Below are 17756 nucleotides of genomic sequence, written 5' to 3' on the forward strand. Positions count from 1 at the left end.
CCGCATAGGCAGCGGGAAGGGCACTCCCCCCCTTCTTCCCCCCCCCCCCCCCCACCCCCCCCCCCCCCCCCCCCCCACCGCCGTACGAACCGCCCGTACGAACCGCCCGGACGGACCGCTCAGGCCTACGCCTCGAAGACCTCGCTCAGGAGCTGTTCCTGCTCCTGCTCGTGGCGCTTCTTCGAGCCGACCGCCGGGGACGAGCCGTGCGGCCGCGAGATGCGGCGCAGGCGCTCGCCGTGCGGGATGTCCGCGCCGACCGCCAGGTCCAGGTGGTCGATGAGGTTGAGGGCGATGAAGGGCCACGCGCCCTGGTTCGCCGGCTCCTCCTGCGCCCACAGGTACTTCTCGGCGTTCGGGTACTTGGCGATCTCCGCCTGGAGCTCGGCACCCGGCAGCGGGTACAGACGCTCGATGCGGATGATCGCGGTGTCCGTGACCTCGCGCTTCTTCCGCTCGGCCTCGAGGTCGTAGTACAGCTTGCCGGCGCAGAAGACGACCTTGCGGACCGCCGACGCCTCGACCGTGTCGTCGCCGATGACCGGGCGGAAGCCACCCGTCGTGAACTCCTCCGTCTTCGAGGCCGCCGCCTTCAGGCGCAGCATCGACTTCGGGGTGAAGACCACCAGCGGCTTGTGGTGCGGGTTGTGCACCTGCCACCGCAGGAGGTGGAAGTAGTTCGACGGAAGGGTCGGCATCGCGACCGTCATGTTGTTCTGCGCGCACAGCTGGAGGAAGCGCTCGATGCGGGCGGAACTGTGGTCAGGGCCCTGGCCCTCGTAGCCGTGCGGAAGCAGCAGCGTGACGCCGGAGTGCTGGTTCCACTTCTGCTCGGCGGCCGAGATGTACTCGTCCACCACCGTCTGCGCGCCGTTGACGAAGTCACCGAACTGCGCTTCCCACATGACGAGGGACTCGGGGCGGGCCAGCGAGTAGCCGTACTCGAAGCCCATCACCGCGTACTCGGAGAGCAGCGAGTCGTAGACGTTGTAGCGAGCCTGGTCCTCGGAGAGGTACAGGAGCGGCGTGAAGTCCTCGCCCGTCTCACGGTCGATGAGGACCGCGTGGCGCTGACCGAACGTGCCACGGCGCGAGTCCTGGCCCGAGAGGCGGACCGGCGTGCCCTCGAGGAGCAGCGAGCCGATGGCGAGGGTCTCGCCCATGCCCCAGTCGATCGTGCCTTCCTCGACCATCGACATGCGGCGCTGCAGCTGCGGCAGCAGACGCGGGTGGACGGTGACCCGGTCGGGGATGTTGACCTGGGACTCGGCGATCCGCTTGACGACCTCCTGGGAGATCGAGGTGTCGACGTTCACCGGGAACTCGGCCTCGGGGGCCGGGACCTCGGCCTCGGCGGGCTGCGAGATGGCCTCGCGGACCTCCGTGAAGACCTTCTCCAGCTGCCCCTGGAAGTCCTGCAGAGCCTGCTCGGCCTCTTCCAGGGTGATGTCGCCGCGACCGATGAGGGACTCGGTGTAGAGCTTGCGCACCGAGCGCTTCTTGTCGATCAGGTCGTACATCAGCGGCTGCGTGAACGCCGGGTTGTCCGACTCGTTGTGACCGCGGCGGCGGTAGCAGATGAGGTCGATCACGACGTCCTTGTTGAACGCCTGACGGAACTCGAACGCGAGCCGCGCGATGCGGACGACGGCCTCGGGGTCGTCGCCGTTCACGTGGAAGATCGGCGCCTCGATCATGCGGGCCACGTCCGTGGCGTACATGGAGGAGCGCGACGACTCCGGAGCGGCGGTGAAGCCGACCTGGTTGTTGATGACGATGTGGACCGTGCCGCCCGTGCGGTAACCCCGCAGCTGCGACATGTTCAGCGTCTCGGCGACCACACCCTGGCCCGCGAAGGCCGCGTCACCGTGCAGGGCGACCGGCAGGACCGTGAAGTCCGTGCCGCCCTTGTTGATGATGTCCTGCTTGGCGCGGACGATGCCCTCGATGATCGGGTCGACCGTCTCCAGGTGGGAGGGGTTCGCCGCGAGCGAGACGTTGATCTGCTCGCCGTCCAGACCGGTGAAGGTGCCCTCGGCGCCCAGGTGGTACTTCACGTCGCCGGAGCCGTGCATGGACTTGGGGTCCATGTTGCCCTCGAACTCGCGGAAGATCTGGGCGTACGACTTGCCCACGATGTTCGCGAGGACGTTCAGGCGGCCGCGGTGGGCCATGCCGATGACGACCTCGTCCAGGCGCGACTCGGCGGCGCTGTCGATGACGGCGTCGAGCAGCGGGATGACGGACTCGCCGCCCTCCAGGGAGAAGCGCTTCTGGCCGACGTACTTCGTCTGCAGGAACGTCTCGAAGGCCTCGGCGGCGTTCAGCCTGCGCAGGATGCGCAGCTGCTCCTCGCGCTCGGGCTTCGTGGCGTGAGTGCGCTCGATGCGGTCCTGGAGCCACTTGCGCTGCTTCGGGTCCTGGATGTGCATGAACTCGATGCCGGTGGTGCGGCAGTACGAGTCGCGCAGGACGCCGAGGACGTCGCGCAGCTTCATCATCGACTTGCCGGCGAAGCCGCCGACCGCGAACTCGCGCTCCAGGTCCCACAGGGTGAGGCCGTGCTCGGTGATGTCCAGGTCGGGGTGCTTGCGCTGCTTGTACTCCAGCGGGTCCGTGTCGGCCATGACGTGGCCGCGGACGCGGTAGGAGTGGATCAGCTCGAAGACGCGGGCGGCCTTCGTGACGTCGTCGTCGTGCGAGGCGTCGATGTCCTTGAGCCAGCGAACCGGCTCGTACGGGATCCGCAGCGCCTTGAAGATCTCGTCGTAGAAGTCGTTCTCGCCGAGCAGCAGGTTCGCGACGATGCGCAGGAACTCGCCGGAGGCGGCGCCCTGGATCACCCGGTGGTCGTAGGTCGACGTGAGCGTCATGACCTTCGAGATGCCGAGCTTGTTCAGGGTGTCCTGGGAGGTGCCCTGGAACTCCGCGGGGTAGTCCATCGAGCCGACGCCCATGATGACCGACTGTCCGGGCATCAGGCGGGGGACCGAGTGGACGGTGCCGAGGCCACCGGGGTTGGTCAGCGAGACCGTGACGCCGGTGAAGTCGTCCATGCCGAGCTTGCCGTCGCGGGCGCGGCGGACGATGTCCTCGTAGGCCTGCCAGAACTCGAAGAAGTTCAGCGTCTCGGCCTTCTTGATGCCCGCGACGACCAGCTGACGGTCGCCGTTGGGCTTCACGAGGTCGATGGCGAGGCCGAAGTTCACGTGCTCCGGCTTGACCAGCGTCGGCTTGCCGTCCTTCTGCACGAAGGAGTAGTTCATCGACGGCATGGCCTTGATGGCCTGCACCATCGCGTACCCGATGAGGTGCGTGAAGGAGATCTTCCCGCCGCGGGCGCGCTTGAGGTGGTTGTTGATGACGATGCGGTTGTCGAAGAGCAGCTTCACCGGGACCGCGCGGACCGACGTCGCCGTCGGGACCTCCACGGAGGCGTTCATGTTCTTCGCAACGGCGGCGGCGGGGCCGCGCAGCGTCACGTACTCGGGTCCTGCCGGGGCCTCCGTCGCGGGCTCCGCCTTGGCGGCGGGCTTCGCGGCAGCGGGCTTCGCGGCGGGGGCCGGAGCGGCGGCCGCGGGCTTCGCGGCCGGAGCTGCGGGCGCGGCAGGGGCGGCGGGCGCGGCTGGGGCCGCGGGCTTCGCCGGTTCGGCGGGAGCACTGGTGGCCGCAGCCCCCGCGGCTGCGTCACCCGCCGGCTTGGCCGGGGCAGCGGCAGGTGACGCGCCCGCTCCTGGCTTGTAGTCGGCGAAGAAGTCCCACCAGGCTCGGTCGACCGAATTCGGGTCCTGGAGGTACTGCTGATAGATCTCGTCGACGAGCCACTCATTGGGACCGAAGGCAGCAGCAGGGCTCTTGCCTTGCCCGTCTTGGTCGGTCGAGATGCTCGAGCTACTGGGGGACTGTGACGACACGGCGGTAACCGCCCTCTTCCGCTTCACAAGGTGATGGACAGCGGGAATCAAGGCTACGCCTCCATCGCCGCCAGGTGCAGGCCGGGCCCGTCATCCGTCGCGTAAGTCACATTGGACGGATGGTTTCGGCGGCGTAAATGGCGGGAAACAAGCGAGGTTCCGGAACGCAGGATTGCCGCGCGGGCCTTGCCCTGCGCGGCGGCTTCACCCGGGCGCGCTTCCGATGCGCCCGCGAATCGCTTCCGTTTCGAACGATACGTCAACTTCGCAGTTCGGGCAGGCCCGGAAGAGTGACCTGGATCCGGCAGCCGCGAGGGGATTCAGCCACCCCGATGTGACCGCCGTGTAGATCGACAGCCCAGCGCGCGATGGCGAGCCCGAGTCCGGTGCCGCCGTCGCTGCCGGGTCCCTGGGGCGGGGTGTTGGCGTGACTGCCGCGGTTGAAGCGCTCGAAGACGCGGTGCCACTCCGACTCCGGGATGCCGGGGCCCTCGTCGAGGACCTCCAGGTCGAGGGACTCGGGGTAGAGGCCGCGCCGGGCGCGCACGGTGACGCGGCCGTGCGGCGGGCTGTGCTTGACCGCGTTGTCGATGAGGTTGGCCACGACCTGGTGCAGGCGCTCGGCGTCCGCGTGCGCGGTCAGCTCGGGCGGCGTCACGTCCAGGTGCAGATGCACGTCCGTACGCGTGTGGCTGCCGGAGCCCGACGCGATGCCCGCGCGCGCGGAGGCCACCATGTTGGCCTCCTTCAGGACGCCCGAGAGATAGGGCCACACCTCGAAGCGGCGGGCGTGCAGCGGCACGACGCCGTTGTCCAGGCGGGAGAGGTCGAGCAGCGTCTCCACGAGCCGCCCGAGCCGCTCCGTCTGCTTCAGGGCCGTACGCATGGTCTCCGGGTCGGCGGCGGACACTCCGTCGACGACGTTCTCCAGGACCGCGCGCAGCGCCGCGATGGGGGTGCGCAGCTCGTGCGAGACGTTGGCGACCAGCTCCTTGCGCTGCTGGTCCTGCGCCTCCAGGTCGTCCGCCATGCGGTTGATCGTGGTGGCCACGTCGCCCAGCTCGTCACGGCGGTCGGCGCCGCGCACCCGGCGCGTGTAGTCGCCGTGCGAGACGGCGCGCGCCACGGAGTTCATCTCGTCGAGCGGCGCGGTGAGGCTGTGCGCCACGAACTGCGTGATCAGCAGCGTGGCGATCACGGAGAAGACGGTGATGAAGCGCAGCTCCGTCTCCGTCTTCATCGCCACCATCAGCAGACCCGTGGTGATGAAGACCGAGACGACCACCAGGGTGCCGAGCTTGGTCTTGATGGAGAACGGCCGCAGCCCGCCGAAGGGACCTGTCATCGGAGCGGTCACCTCAGGGGGTCGGGGTCTCCAGGGCGTACCCGACGCCGTGCACCGTACGGATGCGCTCGGCGCCGATCTTCCGGCGCAGCGCCTTGATGTGGCTGTCGACGGTCCGGGTGCCCGACGCGTCCGCCCAGTCCCACACCTCGGCGAGCAGCTGCTCGCGCGAGAGCACCGCACGCGGCGTGTTGGCCAGGCAGACGAGCAGGTCGAACTCCGTCGGCGTCAGATGGACGTCCTCGCTGCGGACCCTGACCCGCCGCTGGGCGTGGTCGATCTCCAGCTCGCCGAGCCGCAGGATGCCGCTGCGCGGAGTGGTCGCGGCCAGGGCGGCCCGCTCGACCCTGCGCAGCAGGACGTGCACGCGGGCCGCGAGCTCCCGCATGGAGAACGGCTTGGTCATGTAGTCGTCCGCGCCGACGCCGAGCCCGACCAGCATGTCCGTCTCGTCGTCGCGTGCCGTCAGCATGAGGACGGGTACCGGCCGCTGGGCCTGCACCCGACGGCACACTTCGAGCCCGTCGAAGCCCGGCAGCATGATGTCCAGGATCAGCAGATCGGGCTGCCAAGCCTGCGCGGTGTCGACCGCCGAAGGACCGTCCATCGCCGTTTGCACTACGAAACCCTCGGCGCGTAGCCGGGCGGCGATGGCGTCGACGATCGTCGCGTCGTCCTCGACCACCAGAACCCGTCGCTGGGCGCCTGGCATCGCCGCCGTCGCGCCGTTGTGGGAGGTGTGTGTCTGCTCCATCGCCCGCCCCTGACACTGATCGCTTGTGTTCGACCAGCAGGGTACGGGTCGCGAAGGCACCTCGGCTACGCAGCGCTTACGCCGAGATGAACCACGTCGGGTACGCCTCGGGCAACGGGGATCTCTTCCGTCCGTACCGACTGGAATCCGGCATTCCGTAGAGCGAAGTCGAAAGCGGACGAGGGCTTGGCGGACCACACGGCGAGCACTCCGCCCGGGTTGAGACGAGCCTGACAGGCCGCCAGACCGGCCGGAGAATAGAGGGAGTTGTTGTCCTCCGTCACGGTCCAGTCCGGCCCGTTGTCGATGTCCAGACAGAGCGCGTCGTACGTCCTCGGGGTGCCCGCAGAGGCGTCGGCGCCGGAAAGATGCGCCACCAGGTCTGTGTGCAGGATCTCCGTGCGCGGATCGGCGAGCGCGGCGCCGGAGAGCGCGGCCAGCGGGGCGTCCGTGCCCGAGAGGTGCCAGTCGATGATGGCCTGCTCGCGCTCGACGACCGTGATGCGGCCCCAGCGCGGGTCGGCCGCCGCGTGGGCGAGGGAGAAGCCGACGCCCAGGCCGCCGATGAGCAGGGCGGGCTCCCGGGGGCCGTCGAGCGCGTCGTACGCCGCGTCGACGAGCCGCCGCTCCGAGCGGCCGTCCGAAGTGTCCATCAGGAAACAGCCGTTCGCGATGATCTGCAGAAGCGCGCCATGGCGCCGCAGTACGACTTCGCCGTACGGCCCCTCGCGCCGGTCGATGACGACGGGGGCGGTGGTGTGGGTGCTCTGCATGACGGTCAGGGTATGACCGGGGGAGGCGCGATCCGGGGTGGACGCGAACACGCCCTTCCGGGTTGCTGTGATTCGCGTCTCACGTGGCGCGGGTCATAGACAGTGCCGGAAAGATCGGCAAAGGGTGGACATGACGGAAGGAGCGTCTCACCTTGGACCTGAGCGCGTCGGCCGCCCCCACGGCGCCCGAGGAGACGGCCCCGCCCGGCCTGGAAGGCATCCCGCGACAACGGGACCGCGCGTCCGAGGTGACCACCCCCGCGGTGGCCGCGCCCGGTTGGTGCACGCGCCTGCGGCGCCTCCTGCCGACCCCCACGGGCACGCCCTTCACGTTCGGCTATGCCGCGGTCCTCGCGTTGACGTCGCTCCTGGCGCAGTACGCGGACCCGTCCCTGATCTCGGACCTGCACCGGCACTCCAGCACGGACGTCGCGCACCTGACGCAGCAGCCGCTGCTCGTTCTGGTGGCCAGCGCGCTGTGGATCGCGGGCGGCATCGCGTCGCCGTACGCGATCGGCTTCCTGCTGGTCCTCACCGCCCTGGAGCGCCGCATCGGCGCGCTGCGCACGGCGGGCGTCTTCCTGCTCGGCCATGTCGTGGCCACCCTCGCGACCGAGGTCCCCGTCGGCCTCTCGGTCCTCGCGGGTCATCTGCCCGACAGCTCCCTGCACCGCCTCGACTACGGCATCAGCTTCGGTGTCGCGGCGAGCGTCGGCGCGCTGGCCGGGCTCTTCAGGCCGTGGCTGCGGTGTCTTGTGCTCGCCGGCTTCGGCGGCATGCTGATCGACGACCTGATCGCGTTCGCGGACCCGATGACGAACTGGGGCCACCTGCTCGCGCTGTCGATCGGCGTCGCCACCTGGCCTCTGGTACGTCGGTGGCGCCGCACCCCGTCCGATCGCTGAGCGCTGATCGCTCACAGCGAACACCCCTTGGGGAACATTCAAGCACTCACAAGCATTGAGCCCACATAGCTCAACTTGAATGCCGAAGGGGAGATCATGACTACTGAGTCCGCCGAGTCGAAGCCGTCCACACCGCTGACACTGCCCGTGCTGCCGCTCGACGACGAGGTTGTCCTGCCCGGCATGGTGGTTCCGTTCGACCTGTCCGACACCGAGGTGCGAGCCGCGGTCGAGGCGGCGCAGGCTGCCGCCCGCTCCGATGGGAGCAGCAAGCCGCAGGTCCTTCTTGTTCCGCGCATCGACGGGACGTACGCCGCGACCGGCGTGCTCGGCACCGTCGAGCAGGTCGGCCGGCTCTCCGACGGCGACCCCGGCGCCCTGATCCGCGGCCGTGGCCGCGTGCGGATCGGCGCCGGTACGACCGGTCCCGGTGCCGCGCTCTGGGTGGAGGGCGTCAAGGTCGACGAGACCGTGCCCGACCCCCTGCCGGGAGCCGTGTCCGAGCTGGTCAAGGAGTACAAGGCGCTCGCCACCAGCTGGCTCAAGAAGCGCGGCGCCTGGCAGGTCGTGGACCGCGTGACGCAGATCGACGACGTCTCGGCGCTCGCCGACAACTCCGGATACTCACCCTTCCTCTCCACCGACCAGAAGATCGAGCTCCTGGAGACCGGCGACCCGGTCGCCCGCCTCAAGCTCGCCACCGAGCAGCTGCGCGAGCACCTCGCCGAGCAGGACGTCGCCGAGTCCATCGCCAAGGACGTCCAGGAAGGCGTCGACAAGCAGCAGCGGGAGTTCCTGCTCCGGCGTCAGCTCGACGCCGTGCGCAAGGAGCTGCGCGAGATCAACGGCGACAGCAAGGACACAGCGGAGGAGTCCGACGACTACCGCACCCGCGTCGAGGCCGCCGATCTCCCCGAGAACGTACGGGAGGCCGCCCTCAAGGAGGTCGACAAGCTGGAGCGTTCCAGCGACCAGTCGCCCGAGGGCTCCTGGATCAGGACCTGGCTCGACACCGTCCTCGAACTGCCGTGGAACGAACGGACCGAGGACGAGTACGACATCAAGGGCGCCCAGGAGATCCTGGACGCCGAGCACGCGGGTCTCCAGGACGTGAAGGAGCGCATCACCGAGTACCTCGCGGTGCGCAAGCGCCGCGCGGACCGTGGCCTCGGGGTCGTCGGCGGCCGTCGGGGTGGTGCCGTGCTCGCCCTGGTCGGGCCTCCTGGCGTCGGAAAGACCAGCCTCGGCGAGAGCGTCGCGCACGCCATGGGCCGCAAGTTCGTGCGGGTCGCGCTCGGCGGCGTACGCGACGAGGCGGAGATCCGCGGACACCGGCGTACGTACGTCGGGGCGCTGCCCGGACGCATCGTGCGGGCCATCAAGGAGGCCGGGTCCATGAACCCGGTCGTGCTCCTCGACGAGATCGACAAGGTGGGCTCCGACTTCCGCGGCGACCCGGCCGCCGCCCTCCTCGAAGTCCTCGACCCGGCGCAGAACCACACCTTCCGCGACCACTACCTGGAGGTCGAGCTCGACCTGAGCGACGTGGTGTTCCTGGCGACGGCGAACGTCCTCGAATCCATCCCCGAGGCGCTGCTCGACCGCATGGAGCTGGTCAGGCTCGACGGCTACACCGAGGACGAGAAGGTCGTCATCGCCCGCGACCACCTGCTCCCGCGCCAGCTGGAGCGGGCCGGTCTCCAGACGGACGAGGTGACCCTGGACGAGAGCGCGCTGCGCAAGCTCGCGGGGGAGTACACCCGGGAAGCGGGTGTACGGAACCTGGAGCGGTCCGTGGCTCGGCTGCTCCGCAAGGTCGCCGCGCAACACGAACTGGGCGAGCGGGAGCTGCCGTTCACCGTCGGCGACGACGATCTGCGTGGCCTCATCGGGCGCCCGCACCATGTGCCCGAGTCGGCGCAGGACCCGGCCGAGCGGCGCACGGCGGTGCCGGGTGTGGCGACCGGGCTCGCGGTCACCGGCGCGGGTGGCGACGTCCTGTTCGTCGAGGCGTCGCTGGCCGATCCGGAGACGGGAGCCTCCGGGCTCACGCTCACCGGCCAGCTCGGCGACGTCATGAAGGAGTCGGCGCAGATCGCGCTGAGCTTCCTGCGCTCGCACGGCGCGGAACTGGAACTGCCCGTCGCCGACCTGAAGGAACGCGGCGTGCACATCCACTTCCCGGCGGGCTCGGTCCCCAAGGACGGGCCGAGTGCGGGCGTCACCATGACGACTGCCCTCGCGTCGCTGCTCAGCGGCCGTCTGGTCCGTACGGATGTGGCCATGACCGGTGAGGTCTCGCTGACCGGGCGCGTCCTGCCGATCGGCGGCGTCAAGCAGAAGCTGCTCGCCGCGCACCGCGCCGGGATCACCACGGTGATCATCCCGAAGCGGAACGAGGCCGACCTGGACGACGTCCCGGAGGAGATCCTGCAGAAGCTGGACGTGCACCCGGTGACGGACGTCCGCCAGGTCCTCGAACTGGCCCTGACGGAGGCCGAGGTGAGGGTTCCGGCCGCCGCGTGACGGAGGTGGCCGGTGAGTGCGGGCCCGGGACCCCGAAAGGGGTTCCGGGCCCGCGTGCTCGGTGGGTCCGCTCAGCCGTTGGCGAGCGCCACGACCCTGTCGAGCGCGCCGTTGAACTTGTTGTGGTCCCCGACCGTCGGGCCCGTCGAGGTGTACTGCCACATCGTCTGGACGCCCCAGCCCGCGGGCAGCTCACCCGGAGAGGTGTTGTACCGCGCGATCCACAGCGGGTTGTTGACGGCGAAGCCGCCGTAGTTGCCGGTGCACTGCTTCCACCAGCTGGTGGCCGTGTAGATCACCGCGTGCCGGCCGGTGCGCGCCCTGTACTGGTTCAGGAAGTCCCGGATCCAGGTCACCATCGCGGACTGGGACTTGCCGAAGCAGGCCGCCCCGTACGGATTCCACTCGATGTCCAGCGCGCCCGGCAGCGTCTTGCCGTCGCGGGACCAGCCACCGCCGTTGTCCACGAAGTAGTTGGCCTGGGTGGCGCCGCTCGTGGTGTCGGGTGTGGCGAAGTGATAGGCGCCGCGGATCATGCCCACGTTGTACGAACCGTTGTACTGCTGGGCGAAGTACGGGTTCTTGTAGTACGTGCCCTCGGTGGCCTTCACGTAGGACCACTTCACGCCGCTGTTCCAGAGCGTCGCCCAGGCGACGTTGCCCTGATGGCTGCTGACGTCGACGCCTTCGGTCTGTACGGCGTCGCCGCTGGGCGGCAGACTGCCCTGCCCGTCGTGCTCGACGACGCCCTGGCCCATGCGGGCGGAGCCGCGGGCGGGGGTGTCGTCGCCGCCGGCGGCCTGTGCGGCGCCCGGCAGCGTGAGGAGGAGGGAGAGGGCGGAGAGGACTGAGAGCAGGACTGCGGCCGCTGACCAGCGCGAGCGGCGGGGCGTTCCGGGTCTGTGCACGGGCATGTGCGTGCCTCCGTAGGCCTCGATTGAGCTCGATGGAGCTCGTGGGGGGACCTGTCGACATGCTTCTGGTGTGAACATGTCACGTACGACGCTACGCACGTAGACCCGGGGCTGGGAAGGGGGTCCGGTGTCTGCCGTTGGTCTACTCCAGCGGCGGTGTCCTCGGCGTGGGCCGTCGGGGCGTTACGAAATACTGGTCGAGCTGCGGCGATGGGCCGACGCGGATGTCTGCCGCCGTGCGGGGCGGAAAACTTCTCTGATCCGGAAAGAAAGCGTGCCATGGGTGCTGAAGTGCACGAGGGCGGGAACGACGGTGGAGTCGACGTGAACAGGCCGGGCGTGAGCGGGCCGGGAGTGGGCGGGCCGGACGTCGGCAGCGGGACCGACCGTGAGTTCCTCTCCCTGGAGCGGGAGTTGTCGCTGCTCCTGCGCCGGGCGCGTGCCTCGTCCGGCGAGATGGCGCGTCAGGTCCACCCCGACCTGGAGCCCGCCGCGTACGGACTCCTGGTCTGCCTCGACGACTCGGGCCCGCAGCGGGCCACCGACCTCGCCGCGTACATCGGCGTCGGCAAGGCCACGATGAGCCGCCAGTTGCGGGCCCTGGAGGAGCTGGGGCTCGTCGCCCGCGAGCCCGACCCCGCCGATGGCCGGGCCTGGCTGGTCCACCTCACGACGGAGGGGGCGACACGGTTCCGTACGGTGCGGGCGGGGCGGCGGGAGCGGTACGTGCGGAAGCTGGCCGGGTGGGACCGTACGGAGGTGGCGGAACTGGCCCGCTTGCTGCGGCAGCTGAACGAGTCCCCGGAGTCCTGAGGGGCGGGGCGTTGCTGTGGGCGCGATTCTGTCTGCGGGTGGCCTGTGGCTTGTCGCGCAGTTCCCCGCGCCCCTTGGGGGGACGTCCGTCCACTGCCGTCTGCGGGCGGGTTGTGGTTGCTCGCGCCGTTCCCCGCGCCCCTTCGGGGTGCCCCCGGCTCCGTCACAGCTCCGCGTACACCACCGCCGCGTCGTCATGCAGCTTGCCCCGTGGGAACACGGCACCCTCGGGGTCCGCGCGCTCCAGTTCCCGTACCCGGTCGACAAGGCGCTGCGGGCCCTCCTTGCGCAGCAGCGCGAAGCACTCCGCCCAGTCGCCCTCGCGGAACGTCTCGACCCAGCGGCCGACGCCGTCCGTGAGCGCCGCCACCGCTGTCACCTCGGCGCGCGGCCAGGTGCCGGTGAGCGCACGCGCGGCCGCCGACGGATCGGCGGCCGCGGTGAAGAAGCCGTCCTCCGCGTTCCGCAGGGCCTCGACGGCGGCGCCGTACACCCGCCCCGCCTCCTCGCGCTCGGCGCTGCCGCGCGGCAGCGCGCGGACCGCGTCGCGCAGGGCGCGGATCCTCGGGGGCAGTTCCGCGAGGCGTGCGTCGAGCACCGGCGTGACGTGGCCGTCCGGGCCCGCCATCAGGAGCGCGGAGTCGGACAGGACGAGGTGCTCGACCCGCTCCTCGTCCCAACGCACCAGAATCACGGTTGCCTGAGGCGTACGCGGGTGAGAAAGGTCACAAGTCCGGCCATGGGCCTCCGCGGTGCGCGCGATCGCTGCCGCGAGAATCTCGGAGAGCGTCATATCCCGTCGCGAAACGGACAGTTCCCCCAGTGCGCCGCCGAGTCGCGCCGTGAACCAAGGGACGGAATGCAGACAGCCGTCATCTCCGACAGGCGGAGTCACCCCATCCAGCAGGACGAGCGATCCGCCTTGTCCGGCTGCGGGAAGGATCACCGCGGCATAGTCCTCGTTGGGCCGCGCGGGGTCTCCGGGCTCGGTGGCGAGTTCGATACGCATCCGGCCAGTCTGCACGAGGCCTTCACAACGCCCTCCGGGTGGCGCAAAACAACGGGGGGTGGCCCGGACCAGCAGGTCAGGCGCCGGATTTCAGTCGGAATGATCGCTTCCGGCGGCGTGTGGCGGCGCATCCTGCCAAAGCCTGCGGTCGACGTCCAACCGGCGCTCCGTGGCCGGGACTTTCGGCCCGCGGCGGGACTTGCTCGCCAACTCCCCGCCGATGTTCACTCCTTCGGGTGGCCAGGCATGTGATGCACGACTGCCACCCATCGGCACTGGAAGGGTCTGGAGCCGTACCGGGGGGCGCGTGTGTTGACGGATCGTCACCCGGGCCCATGGGCAGACGAAAAACAAGAATGCGAGCACCGGTGCAGAAGATGCGGCCTGGGCGCAAGGGCAAGCAGACGGCTCCCGAAGGGGCCACGCCGGGCGCGACCACCCCTACGGAGCGTTCGCCCGAGCCCGCAGCGGGCGAGAACCCCGAGCACTCGGGGGGAGAGCGCACCGCCCCCGCGGTGACGTCTCCTGACGGCTCGAAGCCCGCGAAGCCCGTGAAGTCGGTCAACTCCAAGCCCACCGCACGCGTGCGCAACCGGCTGATCGTCGCCGTCGCCGTCGTGGCCGCCGCGATCGCCGGTGCCGGAGCGCCCGCCGTCGTCGCCGCCTCCGGGCAACTGAGCGACGCGCAGCAGCTGGTGACCCTGGCCGAGCGCACCCAGGACGCGGTGTCCCTGGGGCACTCGCTGGCCGACGAGCGCGACGAGGTCACGTCGTTCATCGCCGCGGGCCGCCCGCAGGGCAAGGGGCTCTCCGAGAGCCGCAGTGCCCGCGTGGACCGCCAGATCGAGGAGCTGCGCACGGCCGACGCCCCGGCCGGGCTGCGCAAGGACCTCGCCGACATCGGCGCCGTGCGCAGAGCGGCGCTCACCGGCAAGAGCAGCGCTCTCCAAGCCCACATGGCGTACTCGGACGTCATCACCGAGCTGCACGGCCTCACCCGCGAACTCGCAGAGAAGACCCCGCCCCGCGCGGGCTCCGGGGCCTACGCCCTCGCCGACCTGGACCACGCCGTCGAACAGGCGGCGAGCGCCCGCGGCCTGCTCCTCGCCGCCCTTGCCGTCCCGCGCTCCACGGAGACGAGCACGGCCATCGACCCCGTGACCGGCCTTCCCACCACAGTGGTCGACGAGTCGCCCGCCGCGGGCAAGAGCCGCGACGCCCTCAGCGCCGCGGGCCAGCAGGCCCACGTGCGCGCGCAGGCCTCCCTCGCCGACTTCCGGGACGCGACCACGGACCGCGCCCGCACGACGTACGACTCGACCGTCACGGGCCACGAGGTGACCGCGGCCGAGAAGTACCTCACCCGCCTCACCGACCAGCCCACGCTCTCGACGGCCGAGCTCGGCTTCGACCGCAAGAAGCTCGACGCGGCGCTCTCCGCCCGCATCGAGATGATGCGCGGCGCCGAGTCCGCGCTCACGGTGCAGCGCACCAAGAACCTCACCGACCTGCGCGACGACGACGTGACGGCCCTGGAGATCCGCGTCGCGCTCCTCGGCGTCACGCTGCTCGTCGCCGTCGGCGTGTCCATGGCCATGGCCCGCAGCCTGACCCGCCCGCTCGCCGTCCTGCGTATCGGCTCAGCCCGCCTCGCCCACGAGCCCGCGCCCCAGGAGCCGATCCGCTTCACGGGCCGCGACGACGAGTTCGCCCAGGTCGTACGGTCCGTGAACGCGCTCCACGAGCATGCGGCGGCCCTCACCGAGCGCCTCACCACGCTCGAAGCCGACCGCAAGCACCTCATCGGGCAGCGTCAGTCCATGGCCGACGAGCGCGAGACGCTGCGCACGGAACTGGCCGAGGCGGCGGCCCACTTGGAGCGGGTCCGGCAGTCCATCCATGGCACGTTCGTCAACCTGGCCCTGCGCACCCTCGGCCTCGTCGAGCGGCAGCTCGCCGTCATCGAGAACCTGGAGGACCGCGAGCAGGACCCCGACCGCCTCGCCACGCTCTTCAAGCTCGACCACTTCGCCACGGTCATGCGCCGCCACAGCGAGAACCTCCTGGTCCTCGCCGGCGCCGAGCACGGCCACCAGCACCCGGGTCCTGTCCCGCTGGTCGACGTCGTACGCGCCGCCGTCAGCGAGATCGAGCGGTACGAGCGGGTGCGCATCGCCACGCTGCCGCCGCACGCGCATGTCGCGGGCTTCGCCGCGGACGACATCAGCCACCTCGTCGCCGAGCTCCTGGAGAACGCGACCTCGTTCTCGCCCCCGGACGCCTCCGTGGAGGTCTCGGGCTGGCTCCTGGAGAGCGGCGAGGTCATGCTCTCCGTGCAGGACGAGGGCATAGGGGTCACCGAGGACCGCATGGAGGAGCTCAACTCCCGCCTCGCGGACTTCCGTCCCGACGACGCGTACGACCAGGAGAGCGGCGACGGCCTGGGGCTCGGCCTCTATGTCGTGGCCCGGCTCGCCGCGCGGCACGGGGCGCGGGTCCGGCTGCGCGAGCAGAAGCAGGGCGGCGTCGCGGCGGTCGTGGTCCTGCCGAAGGCGATCCTCGCCGCGGCGCCCGCGGTGAGCGCCCCGCCGGTCGGCGTTCCGGTGGCCGGGGCGGCGCCCGCGGTGCATCTGCCCGGCTCGGAGGCCGAGGCGAACTCCAACGTGCTTCCGGGGCGTTCGGCGGGGTCCGCCGCCTCGGTGGTGGCCACGCCTGCCGACGAGGACCCGCTGATCGCGGCTGCCGAGCGGACGGTGCGGGACGCGGGGGCCGCTCCTGAGGCCGCGCCCGAGGTTTCGGCGGAGGCCACGCCCGAGGTTTCGGCAGAGGACGTACCCGAGGTTTCGGCCGAGACGACCATGGAACTCGCTGTCCCGCCCACCCCGGAGGAGCCGGAGGTCCCGGAAGCTCCGGAGGTCCCGCAAACCGCGACTCCCGAGACCGAGACCGAAGCCGAGTCCGAGCCCGAAACCGAGCCCGCCCCCACCCCCAAGTGGGAGCGCGTCACCGACAAGGGGCTGCCCAAGCGCACGCCGAAGATCACCGCGCCCGAGCCCACCGTGCCCAAGGCACGCAGCGGCTCCGTCGACGCCGAAGCGCTGCGCAAGCGCCTCGGAGGGTTTCACCAGGGGGCCATCAGCGGCCGTCGCGACGTAGAGGCCGAGCTGACCGAACGTAACGAAGAGACCAAAAACAACATGGGGGACACAGTCGAGGAGGCAAGCAGTTGACTGCGCCCATGCGCTCACCCAGTTCTTCCACCGGCAGTAAATCCACCGGCAGCTCCGCCGCCGGCGGGAATCCCGCCGGATTCGGACTGAGCAGCGAAGCCCGCAACCTGCACTGGCTGCTGACGAATCTCGTGGAGGAGGTGCCGGGGCTGCTCTCGGTCGCGGTGGTCTCCTCCGACGGCCTGCTGCTGCTCTCGTCCGACCCCGCGCGGAACAACGCGCAGGCGGTGGACAACAGTTCGGGGCCCAAGGGCTCCAGCGCCGACCTCGCCACCATCGTGTCCGGCCTCGGCTCCCTCTGTATCGGCGCCGGCAAGCTGATGGACGCGGGAGCCGTCAAGCAGACTGTCGTCGCGATGGAGGAGGGCAGCCTCTTCGTCATGTCGATCAGCGACGGCTCGCTGCTCGGCGTGCACGCCACCCCGGACTGCGACATGAGTGTCGTCGCGTACCACATGGCGCTGTTCGTCGGCCGCGCCGGGCATGTCCTCACCCCCGAACTCCGCAGTGAGCTGCGCCAGTCGATGGAGAGCGTCCGATGAGCAAGCCCGGGAAGCTGCCGCAGCGCGGCGGCGATCGCAAACCCGCCCGCGTACGTCCGTACTCCCTCACCGGCGGACGCACCCGCTTCGGCCACGTCCTGCTCGTCGAGACGTTCGTGGCCGCCCTGGAGGCCCCCGAGGAGCGCCGTGAGCTGCCGCAGGGCAATGCCATTGCGCGGGTCATGCCGGAGATGCGGGCCATCGTCGAGATCTGCCGCCGCATGCGTACGGTCGCGGAGATCGCCGCGCTGTTGAAGATGCCGCTCGGCGTGGTCCGCGTCCTGCTCAGCGACCTCGCAGACCAGGGAAAGATCCGCGTGTACGGAACGGGCCACGGCCCGGGACAGCCGGACCGCGCACTGCTGGAAAGGGTGCTCAGTGGACTCCGCCGTCTCTGACCTCCGTATCCCGGGCCCCGACCCGGACGAGAACCTGCAAGCCTGGCAGACGGACCGCACCCGCGCCCCGATCGCGACGAAGATCGTGGTCGCGGGCGGGTTCGGCGTCGGCAAGACGACGTTGGTCACCGCCGTCTCCGAGATCACGCCCCTCCAGACGGAGGCGCTGATGACGCAGGCGAGCGAGGACACGGACGACCTCACGTCGACCCCGGACAAGACCACGACCACGGTCGCCATGGACTTCGGCCGGATCACGCTCGACGACGACCTCGTGCTCTACCTCTTCGGTACGCCGGGGCAGCAGCGCTTCTGGTTCATGTGGGACGACTTGGTGCGCGGCGCGATCGGCGCCGTCGTCCTCGCCGACACCCGCAGGCTGCCCGACTGCTTCCCCGCGCTCGACTACTTCGAGAGCTGCGGTCTGCCGTACGTCGTCGCCGTCAACCACTTCGACGGCACCGAGGAGTTCGAGCCCGCGGACGTCCGCGAGGCGCTGACGATCCCGGCGCACATACCCGTGCTCATCATGGACGCGAGGCAGCGGATCTCGGTGATCGAGTCGCTGCTCTCGCTGGTCGGCCACGCCCTCGCAGCAACCCCCGAATAGCTTTAACCTTAAGCTTTTCAGCA

13 protein-coding genes are annotated in these 17756 nt (G+C 70.3%); 7 read left to right on the forward strand and 6 right to left on the reverse strand.

Translation table 11 applies throughout. The annotated features are described in order from the left end of the window. Positions 1-125: 125 nt before the first annotated feature. The 4 genes from ACZ5U5_RS35790 to ACZ5U5_RS35805 form a co-directional block, all read right to left on the reverse strand. Positions 126-3914 carry a multifunctional oxoglutarate decarboxylase/oxoglutarate dehydrogenase thiamine pyrophosphate-binding subunit/dihydrolipoyllysine-residue succinyltransferase subunit gene (locus tag ACZ5U5_RS35790; protein WP_469030296.1) on the reverse strand — a complete coding sequence of 1263 codons (3789 nt, stop codon included), beginning with the start codon at positions 3912-3914 and terminating at the stop codon, positions 126-128. Between the two features lie 259 nt (positions 3915-4173). After that, a complete protein-coding gene (locus tag ACZ5U5_RS35795; protein ID WP_469030298.1) occupies positions 4174-5259 on the reverse strand; it encodes a sensor histidine kinase in 1086 nt (361 codons plus the stop codon). Positions 5260-5272: 13 nt separating this feature from the next. Further along, positions 5273-6013 (reverse strand): response regulator transcription factor, encoded by a 741-nt coding sequence (locus tag ACZ5U5_RS35800; RefSeq protein ID WP_363209230.1) that lies wholly within the window; start codon positions 6011-6013, stop codon positions 5273-5275. A 65-nt stretch (positions 6014-6078) separates the two neighbouring features. Next, positions 6079-6786 (reverse strand): spermidine synthase family protein, encoded by a 708-nt coding sequence (locus tag ACZ5U5_RS35805; protein ID WP_469030302.1) that lies wholly within the window; start codon positions 6784-6786, stop codon positions 6079-6081. A 152-nt stretch (positions 6787-6938) separates the two neighbouring features. Here ACZ5U5_RS35805 and ACZ5U5_RS35810 point away from each other — a divergent pair, with 152 nt between their 5' ends. Further along, positions 6939-7691 carry a rhomboid-like protein gene (locus ACZ5U5_RS35810; RefSeq protein ID WP_469030305.1) on the forward strand — a complete coding sequence of 251 codons (753 nt, stop codon included), beginning with the start codon at positions 6939-6941 and terminating at the stop codon, positions 7689-7691. Between the two features lie 96 nt (positions 7692-7787). Next, on the forward strand, positions 7788-10217 hold the full coding sequence (gene lon, locus ACZ5U5_RS35815) for an endopeptidase La (RefSeq protein ID WP_469030307.1): 2430 nt from the start codon (positions 7788-7790) through the stop codon (positions 10215-10217). 71 nt (positions 10218-10288) lie between these two features. Here lon and ACZ5U5_RS35820 read toward each other — a convergent pair whose 3' ends face one another. Then, complete coding sequence (locus tag ACZ5U5_RS35820) at positions 10289-11131, reverse strand: lysozyme (protein ID WP_469030311.1); 843 nt, start codon at positions 11129-11131, stop codon at positions 10289-10291. A 279-nt stretch (positions 11132-11410) separates the two neighbouring features. On the opposite strand from ACZ5U5_RS35820, the gene ACZ5U5_RS35825 reads away from it, so the two are divergent. Beyond that, positions 11411-11944 carry a MarR family winged helix-turn-helix transcriptional regulator gene (locus ACZ5U5_RS35825; RefSeq protein WP_469030314.1) on the forward strand — a complete coding sequence of 178 codons (534 nt, stop codon included), beginning with the start codon at positions 11411-11413 and terminating at the stop codon, positions 11942-11944. 163 nt (positions 11945-12107) lie between these two features. Here ACZ5U5_RS35825 and ACZ5U5_RS35830 read toward each other — a convergent pair whose 3' ends face one another. Further along, complete coding sequence (locus ACZ5U5_RS35830) at positions 12108-12953, reverse strand: protein phosphatase 2C domain-containing protein (RefSeq protein WP_469030317.1); 846 nt, start codon at positions 12951-12953, stop codon at positions 12108-12110. 368 nt (positions 12954-13321) lie between these two features. Between ACZ5U5_RS35830 and ACZ5U5_RS35835 the strand changes: the two genes are divergently transcribed. From ACZ5U5_RS35835 to ACZ5U5_RS35850, 4 genes are read left to right on the forward strand one after another with little or no spacing between them, the layout of a single operon-like run. Further along, positions 13322-16183, forward strand: a complete 2862-nt coding sequence (locus ACZ5U5_RS35835) for a sensor histidine kinase (RefSeq protein WP_469030320.1) — start codon at positions 13322-13324, stop codon at positions 16181-16183. 8 nt (positions 16184-16191) lie between these two features. Beyond that, entirely contained in the window at positions 16192-16725 is a 534-nt protein-coding gene (locus tag ACZ5U5_RS35840) for a roadblock/LC7 domain-containing protein (RefSeq protein WP_469030323.1), read from the forward strand. Then, positions 16722-17123 (forward strand): DUF742 domain-containing protein, encoded by a 402-nt coding sequence (locus ACZ5U5_RS35845; RefSeq protein WP_399394845.1) that lies wholly within the window; start codon positions 16722-16724, stop codon positions 17121-17123. Before ACZ5U5_RS35840 ends, ACZ5U5_RS35845 begins: the two co-directional genes overlap by 4 nt. Then, positions 17104-17733, forward strand: a complete 630-nt coding sequence (locus ACZ5U5_RS35850; RefSeq protein ID WP_469030327.1) for a GTP-binding protein — start codon at positions 17104-17106, stop codon at positions 17731-17733. Before ACZ5U5_RS35845 ends, ACZ5U5_RS35850 begins: the two co-directional genes overlap by 20 nt. Positions 17734-17756: the final 23 nt, after the last annotated feature.

The sequence above is a fragment of the Streptomyces sp. NPDC033177 genome, assembly GCF_055577715.1.